This is a genomic window from Rhizobacter sp. P1_G5 (genome assembly GCF_056405435.1).
The window spans coordinates 1-7,950 of sequence record NZ_JBFUCB010000255.1 but is presented as its reverse complement, the minus strand read 5'-3'; the positions used below and the strand labels follow the sequence as shown (position 1 = coordinate 7,950).

Below are 7,950 nucleotides of genomic sequence, written 5' to 3'. Positions count from 1 at the left end.
TCAATAATCACCTCAGGAGTCGAGGTTTCCGAAATGCATCAAGCCTGCGGATTCAGTACTATCTTTCGGAGCTCACAAAAAACTCCTGTAGCGAGTGGCCGCTCAGCCTGAAGAAGGCATTTATAGGTCATGCGAAAAAGCAGATTCGTCGAATGGCCGACATTCATCCGACGCCGAGTCTGAATTTCATTCCCAGTCGGGTCTGGCGCGATGCCATTTCGCTTGATCAATGGCTGGAAGGACTGGGTGTTCTCAGTTCATCATCAGTTAATAACATCAACACACGGAAAGTGGTGGGCGTGTCATCAGCGGATGACGCCCTAACCCTGACGGGAAAATTCTGTCTCGAATTACTTTCATCAACACTGGGAGTTCTGCATCTGCTGCATCCCCTCGAAGTCCGAGACATTTTTCGCATTGCATGTGCCAATTGTGTCCAGGAGTCACTCGAGTCCTTTTTCGAGCGCTTTGATTCGATGACTCCTGAAGAAAGAATTGCCTGCTTCTGTCCAATCGGCGAAAATGAAATTTCCTCATTGTCATTGGCTCTTGCAACTCAGAGTGAGGAATTCTGCAGAACCTTCTTTGGTTATCTTTTAGGGGGTGAAATCCCTATGCGCACAGCCGCCACGCTTGTTTGCAATTCCATATGCGATCAAAAGTTCTCCGAGGAATTCCTCTCTTATATTATTAATATAATCGATGCAATCATCGGCGAACTGAAATATTCAGATGACGAGGATGATCAGGAGCAACTCGAATCGATTGTCAAACGACTGGATGAAACGGCTGCGACTTTGGAGCAGCAGGCGAATCGCAATGACGCAGACACTCAGTGAGCTGGTTGTTGTCACAACTGTCGGCGGGGCTCACTTTACGTTTGCGGAGCGGCGACGGCCGAGTTCGGAGGACCGCGTAAATTCCCGCCAGTGCGCTTTATCCCTCTCCATCCCGTTGGGCCGCGCCAACCTCCTCGATGAGACGGCGGCACCTATCGGCCACACAGCGGATGGGATGCCAAGTTGAGTGCCACGATCAACAAATTCCTTCTTTCATGCGCATCGTGTCGGCTTAACTTGCCACCGCCTGCCGCACCGCGTGCTCCCACTCGCCCATCAGCGCCTGCGCGCGCTCACGCGACATCGTCGGGTGGAAGGTGCGCTCGACCCGCCACTGCCGCGCCAGTTCGTCGAGCCCGCTGTAGACCCCGCACGACAGCCCGGCCAGCGAGGCCGCGCCGAGCGCGGTGGTCTCGATCACCTTCGGCCGCACCACCGGGATGCCGAGCAGGTCGGCCTGGAACTGCATCAGCAGGTCGTTGACACAGGCGCCACCGTCCACGCGCAGTTCGCTGACCGGCGCACCGCCGGCCGCGACCGCATCGCGACCCATCGCCTGCAGCAGCGCCGCGCTCTGGAACGCGATGCTCTCCAGCGCCGCGCGCGCGATGTGCGCCACCGTGGTGCCGCGCGTCAGCCCGACGATCGCGCCGCGCGCCTCGGCCTTCCAGTACGGCGCGCCCAGGCCGGTGAAGGCCGGCACGAACATCACGCCGCCGGCATCGGGCACGCTCTCGGCGAGCGACTGCACCTCGCTGCTCGCCTTGATCGCGTTCAGCCCGTCGCGCAGCCACTGCACCACCGCCCCGCCGATGAAGACGCTGCCCTCGAGCGCGAACTCGGTCTGCGCCGTCGGCTGCGCCGCGCTGGTGGTGATCAGCCCGTTGGTCGAGGTCTGGAACTGCGCGCCGGTGTGCATCAGCATGAAGCAGCCGGTGCCGTAGGTGTTCTTCGCGAGCCCGGCACGAAAGCACGCCTGGCCGAACAGCGCGCTCTGCTGGTCGCCAGCGACGCCGCCGATCGGCAGCGAGGCGCCCAGCAACTCGGCCTTCGTGTGGCCGTACACGTGGCTGGACGGGAACACCTGCGGCAGCACCTCGCGCGGCACGTCGAGCAGCTGCAGCAGCTCGTCGTCCCACGTGTTGCTTCGCACGTTCAGCAGCAGCGTGCGCGAGGCATTGCTCACGTCGGTGGCATGCACCGCGCCGCCGGTCAGGTGCCACATCAGCCACGAGTCGATGGTGCCGAAGGCCAGCTCGCCGCGCGATGCCGCCGCGCGCGCGCCGGCCACGTGGTCGAGGATCCACTTCAGCTTGGTGCCGGAGAAGTAGGCATCGATGATCAGCCCGGTCTTCTCGCGGAAGGTGGGCTCGAGCCCGCGCTCGCGCAGCGCCGCGCAGGTGGGCTCGGCACGGCGGTCCTGCCAGACGATCGCGTTGTACAGCGGCTCGCCGGTGCGGCGGTTCCACACGACGGTGGTCTCCCGCTGGTTGGTGATGCCGATCGACGCGATGTCGCGTGCCGCGATGCCGGCCTTCGCGAGCGCCTCCTTCGCGGTCGCGAGCTGCGAGTGCCAGATCTCCATCGGGTCGTGCTCGACCCAGCCCGGCTGCGGGTAGATCTGGCGGAACTCGCGCTGCGCCATCGCGACGATGCCGCCGGCGCGGTCGAACACGATGCTGCGCGAACTGGAGGTGCCCTGGTCGAGGGCGAGCAGGTAGGTCGGAGAGCTCATGCGTCGATCATGCAGCAGCCACCTCGCATTGCACACCGGCATCTGCGAGCAGGGAGGGGAAGGGTTCGGGCGGCGCCTGGTCGGTGAACAGCGCATCGATCTCGGCGAAGCCTGCCACCTGCACCATCGCCGGCCGGTTGAACTTGCTGTGGTCGGCGGCCACCCACACCTGGCGCGACTGCTCGATGATCGCGCGCGCCACCTTCACCTCGCGGAAATCGAAGTCGCGCAGCGTGCCGTCGCTCTCGATGCCCGAGATGCCGATCAGCCCGATGTCGACCTTGAACTGCTTGATGAAATCGACCGTCGCCTCGCCGACGATGCCGCGGTCGCGCGAGCGCACCACGCCGCCGGCCACGATGACCTCGCAGTCCGGGTTGTCCGACAGGATCGCCGCAACGTTCAGGTTGTTCGTGATCACGCGCAGCCCCTTGTGCCGCATCAGCTCGCGCGCGATCGCCTCGGTGGTGGTGCCGATGTTCAGGATCAGCGAGCAGCCCTCGGGCACGCCCTGCGCCACGCTGCGCGCGATGCGCTGCTTGGCCTGCTCGTTGAGCTGCTGGCGCTGCCGGTACGCGATGTTCTCGGTGGTGGAGCTCGGCAGCCGCACGCCGCCATGGAAGCGCGCCAGCAGCCCGGCATCGGACAGCAGCTTCACGTCGCGCCGCACCGTCTGCAGCGTGACGCCGAACTGCTCCGACAGCGCCTCCACCGTGGCCGTGCCGCGCGCGCGCACCTCGTCGAGCAGCAGCGATTGGCGCGGGTTCGGGGTCATGGCGGCGGAGGGTACCGAATGGCCAAGCGAAAGCAGATGCTGGATTTCCTGGGTTGCGCAGCTTTCGTTTTTCGCATAAAACGAAAAAAGAAGATCAGAAACGAACGTAATCGAACATAGCACCGAACAACAACGCGAACCTCGCCAACGGCGGGGTGTCGATGGGCCAGGAGACAGCTTCTTGAATCAACCTTTGCCGGGTGAAGTGGACGTGCTCGTCGTGGGCGGCGGCATCAATGGCGCCGGCATCRCCCGCGACCTGGCAGGCCGTGGCGTGCACGTGCTGGTATGCGAGAAGGACGACCTCGCGCAGCACACCTCGTCGGCCTCGACCAAGCTGATCCACGGCGGCCTGCGCTACCTGGAGTACTACGAGTTCTCGCTGGTGCGCAAGGCGCTGGCCGAGCGCGAGGTGCTGCTGAAGGGCGCGCCGCACATCATGTGGCCGCTGCGCTTCGTGATGCCGCACGACGCCAGCATGCGGCCGGTGTGGATGATCCGCGCCGGGCTGTTCCTGTACGACCACCTGGCCAAGCGCGAGGTGCTGGCCGGCTCGCGCACGGTGTCGCTGCGCGAGCACCCGGCCGGCGCACCGCTGAAGCCGCAGTACACGCGCGGCTTCGTCTACTCCGACGGCTGGGTCGACGATGCGCGGTTGGTGGTGCTGAACGCCCGCGACGCGGCCGACCGCGGCGCGACGGTGCTGACGCGCTGGCGCTGCACCGATGCGCAGCGCGGCGACAGCACCTGGCGCGTCACGCTGCAGGCGGACGACGGCCGCACCCACACGCTGAATGCACGCGCGCTCGTCAACGCCGCCGGCCCGTGGGCGGCGCAGTTCCTCGCCGAGGGCACACATGCGCCGCGCGCCAAGTCGCTGCGCCTGGTGAAGGGCAGCCACATCGTCGTGAAGAAGCTGTTCGACCACGACCACGCCTACATCTTCCAGAACCCGGACCGCCGCATCATCTTCGCGATCCCCTACCAGGACGGCGAGTTCACGCTGATCGGCACCACCGACGTCGAGCACCACGGCGCGATCGGCGAGGCGCGCATCGACGACAGCGAGATCGCCTACCTGTGCGAGCAGGCGAGCCGGTACTTCGCGAAGCCGGTGGCGCCGGCCGACGTGGTGTGGACCTACTCCGGCGTGCGGCCGCTGCTCGACGACGAGTCGGGCGACCCGTCGGCGGTGACGCGCGACTACTCGCTCGAGCTCGACACCTCGAAGGCGGCGTTGCTGTCGGTGTGGGGCGGCAAGATCACGACCTTCCGCAAGCTGGCCGAGGAAGCCGCCGACCTGCTGGCCGCGCCGCTCGGCACGCAGCGCGGCGCGTGGACGGCCGGCGCCTTCCTGCCCGGCGGCGACCTCAGCGTGTGGATCGGCGACCCGCAGCGCCCCGACACCGACTTCGCGCGCTTCGAGCAGGCGTTCGCGCTGCGCCATCCGCACTTGCCGGTCGCGATGCGGCATCGCCTGGCGCGCTGCTATGGCTCGCGCGTGCAGGTGCTGCTGGCGAACGGCCCCGGCGCCGAAGTCGTGCCCGGGCTGCACGAGGCGGAACTGAACTACCTGCACGCGCACGAGTGGGCGCGTGAGCCCGACGACGTGCTGTGGCGGCGCACCAAGCTCGGCCTGCACCTGACGCCGGCCCAGCGCGAGCAGGTGGCGCTCTGGTGCGCAAAGAACTGGCGTGGCGCCGCAACGACGACGACGGCAGCGCCGCCGCAGACAAGACCTTCGGAGACCTCATGGAATTGACGCTGGAGCGCATCGGCAAGCAGGTCGGTGCGCAGACCCACCTCTACCCGCTCGACCTGACCCTGGTCCCGCGCGCGGTGACCGTGCTGCTGGGGGCGACCCAGGCCGGCAAGACTTCGCTGATGCGCGTGATGGCGGGGCTGGACACGCCGACGCAAGGCCGCGTGCTGGCCGACGGCCGCGACGTGACCGGCCTGCCGGTGCGCGAGCGCAACGTGTCGATGGTCTACCAGCAGTTCATCAACTACCCGTCGATGACGGTGGCCGACAACATCGCGTCACCGCTGAAGCTGCGCGGCGAGAAGGGCATTGCCGAGCGCGTGCTGGAGCTGGCGAAGCGGCTGCACATCGAGCCGTTCCTGAAGCGGCTGCCGGCCGAGCTGTCGGGCGGCCAGCAGCAGCGTGTGGCCCTCGCGCGGGCACTGGCGAAGAAGGCCCCGCTGATGCTGCTCGACGAGCCGCTGGTGAACCTGGACTACAAGCTGCGCGAGGAACTGCGCGAMGAGCTGWCSCAGCTKTTYGCGGCCGGCGAWTCGACCGTSRTCTACGCGACCACCGAGCCGACCGAGGCGCTGCTGCTGGGCGGCTACACCGCAGTGATGGACGSYGGYGARCTGCTGCAGTACGGCCCGACCGCCGAGGTGTTCCACCGGCCGCAGTCGATCCGCGTCGCGCGTGCGTTCAGCGATCCGCCGATGAACCTGGTCGAGGGCACGCACGCGAGCATCGGCATCTCGCTGCAGGCCGGCGTGAACCTCTCGGTGCCGCTGCCGGCGTCGAGCACGCCGGCGCTGACGATCGGCATCCGCGCAAGCGCACTGCGGGTTCGCCAGCGCGACGGCGATGTCGCGCTGCCGGGCAAGGTCGAGCTGGCCGAGATCTCCGGCTCGGACACCTTCGTGCACGTCGACACGCCGATCGGCGAACTGGTGGCGCAACTCACTGGCGTCCACCAGTTCACGCTCGGCGAAGCGGTGACGCTGTACCTGAACGCGGCGCAGGTGCACGTGTTCGATTCCGCAGGCCGCCTGCTGGTGGCCCCGAGCCGGGAGGGCATCTGAGATGGCACGCATCGACCTCGACCTGGCACACGCCTACAAACCGAACCCGCAGCGCGATGAGGACTACGCGCTGCTGCCGCTGAAGATGACCTTCGACGACGGCGGCGCYTATGCGYTGCTSGGCCCGTCGGGCTGCGGCAAGACGACGCTGCTGAACATCATCTCGGGCCTCGTGACGCCGTCGCAGGGCACGGTGAAGTTCGGCGGGCAGGACGTCACCGGGCAGTCACCGCAGCAGCGCAACATCGCGCAGGTGTTCCAGTTCCCCGTCATCTACGACACGATGACCGTCGCCGAGAACCTCGCGTTCCCGCTGCGCAACCGGGGTGTCGCGCCGGATCGCATCCGCCAGCGCGTCGGCCAGATCGCCGAGATGCTGGAGATGAGCGGCCAGCTGAACACGCGCGCTGCCGGGCTGTCGGCGGATGCCAAGCAGAAGATCTCGCTGGGCCGCGGCCTGGTGCGCGAGGACGTGTCGGCCGTGCTGTTCGACGAACCGCTGACCGTCATCGACCCGCACCTGAAGTGGCAGCTGCGCCGCAAGCTGAAGCAGATCCACCACGAGCTGAAGCTGACGCTGGTCTACGTGACGCACGACCAGGTCGAGGCGCTGACCTTCGCCGACCAGGTGGTCGTGATGACGCGCGGCCGCGCGGTGCAGGTGGGCAGTGCCTCGGCGCTGTTCGAGCGGCCGCAGCACCGCTTCGTCGGCCACTTCATCGGCTCGCCGGGCATGAACTTCCTGCCGGTGCGCTGGGCCGGCCAGGGCATCGACGTGGCCGGCCGGGTGCTGCCGATGACCCACAACCCGCTGCAGGGCGAGGGCAGCTTCGCGCTCGGCGTGCGGCCGGAGTACGTGGCGCTCGCGGCGCCGGACGCGGCGGGCGCCGTGCCCGCCACCGTGACGCAGGCGCAGGACATCGGCACCTACTGGCTGCTCGGTGCGCGCCTCGGCTCCGGCGACAGCGAGCAGACCATCCGCGCCCGCCTGTCGCCCGACCAGCGCATCCCGCGGGTCGGCGACCAGGTGTGGCTGTCGCTGGTCGGTGCGCACACCTGCTACTACCGGGACGATGTGTTGATTGATTCTTCCGTGGAGGTGGCGGCATGAAGCCCGTCAACCAGAAAGCCTGGCTGCTGATCCTGCCGGTGGTGTTGTGCGTGGCCTTCTCGGCGGTGCTGCCGCTGATGACGGTCGTCAACTACTCGGTGCAGGACATCATCTCGCCCGAGCGGCGCGTGTTCGTCGGCACCGAGTGGTTCAAGTCGGTGATGCGCGACGAAGACCTGCAGGGCGCGCTGCTGCGCCAGATCGGCTTCTCGTTCGCGGTGCTGCTGGTGGAGATCCCGCTGGGCATCGGCCTCGCGTTGTCGATGCCGGCCAAGGGCGCGCGCTCGTCGGCGGTGCTGGTGCTGGTGGCGATCTCGCTGCTGATCCCGTGGAACGTGGTCGGCACCATCTGGCAGATCTACGGGCGCACCGACATCGGCCTGATGGGTGCGGCGCTCGCGAAGATGGGCATCGACTACAGCTACACCGGCAACGCGACCGACGCCTGGTTCACCGTGCTGCTGATGGACGTGTGGCACTGGACGCCGCTGGTGGCGCTGCTGTGCTTCGCCGGGCTGCGCGCGATCCCCGATGCGTACTACCAGGCCGCGCGCATCGACGGCGCGAGCAAGTTCGCGGTGTTCCGCTTCATCCAGCTGCCCAAGCTGCGCGGCGTGCTGATGATCGCGGTGCTGCTGCGCTTCATGGACAGCTTCATGATCTACAC

7 protein-coding genes are annotated in these 7,950 nt (G+C 66.9%); 5 read left to right on the top strand and 2 right to left on the bottom strand.

Going from position 1 to position 7,950, the window contains the following annotated elements:
• The coding region (locus tag AC1D12_RS17865; RefSeq protein ID WP_477841943.1) for a hypothetical protein at nt 1–839 on the top strand (839 nt) is incomplete at its 5' end.
• A 232-nt stretch (nt 840–1,071) separates the two neighbouring features.
• On the opposite strand, the gene glpK is transcribed toward AC1D12_RS17865, so the two are convergent.
• Nucleotides 1,072–2,574, bottom strand: coding sequence for a glycerol kinase GlpK (gene glpK, locus AC1D12_RS17860; RefSeq protein WP_477841942.1), 1,503 nt, complete (start codon nt 2,572–2,574; stop codon nt 1,072–1,074).
• Between the two features lie 7 nt (nt 2,575–2,581).
• Nucleotides 2,582–3,349 carry a DeoR/GlpR family DNA-binding transcription regulator gene (locus AC1D12_RS17855; protein WP_465110334.1) on the bottom strand — a complete coding sequence of 256 codons (768 nt, stop codon included), beginning with the start codon at nt 3,347–3,349 and terminating at the stop codon, nt 2,582–2,584.
• Between the two features lie 181 nt (nt 3,350–3,530).
• Between AC1D12_RS17855 and glpD the strand changes: the two genes are divergently transcribed.
• From glpD to AC1D12_RS17835, 4 genes are all read left to right on the top strand, one after another.
• A complete protein-coding gene (glpD, locus tag AC1D12_RS17850; RefSeq protein WP_477841939.1) occupies nt 3,531–5,111 on the top strand; it encodes a glycerol-3-phosphate dehydrogenase in 1,581 nt (526 codons plus the stop codon).
• On the top strand, nt 5,102–6,172 hold the full coding sequence (locus AC1D12_RS17845; RefSeq protein ID WP_477841937.1) for an ABC transporter ATP-binding protein: 1,071 nt from the start codon (nt 5,102–5,104) through the stop codon (nt 6,170–6,172). The genes glpD and AC1D12_RS17845 overlap by 10 nt, the downstream gene beginning before the upstream one ends.
• Before the next feature lies 1 nt (nt 6,173).
• A complete protein-coding gene (locus tag AC1D12_RS17840; RefSeq protein WP_477824679.1) occupies nt 6,174–7,283 on the top strand; it encodes an ABC transporter ATP-binding protein in 1,110 nt (369 codons plus the stop codon).
• On the top strand, nt 7,280–7,950 hold a 671-nt coding region (locus tag AC1D12_RS17835), incomplete at its 3' end, for a carbohydrate ABC transporter permease (RefSeq protein WP_477841935.1). The genes AC1D12_RS17840 and AC1D12_RS17835, both read left to right, overlap by 4 nt.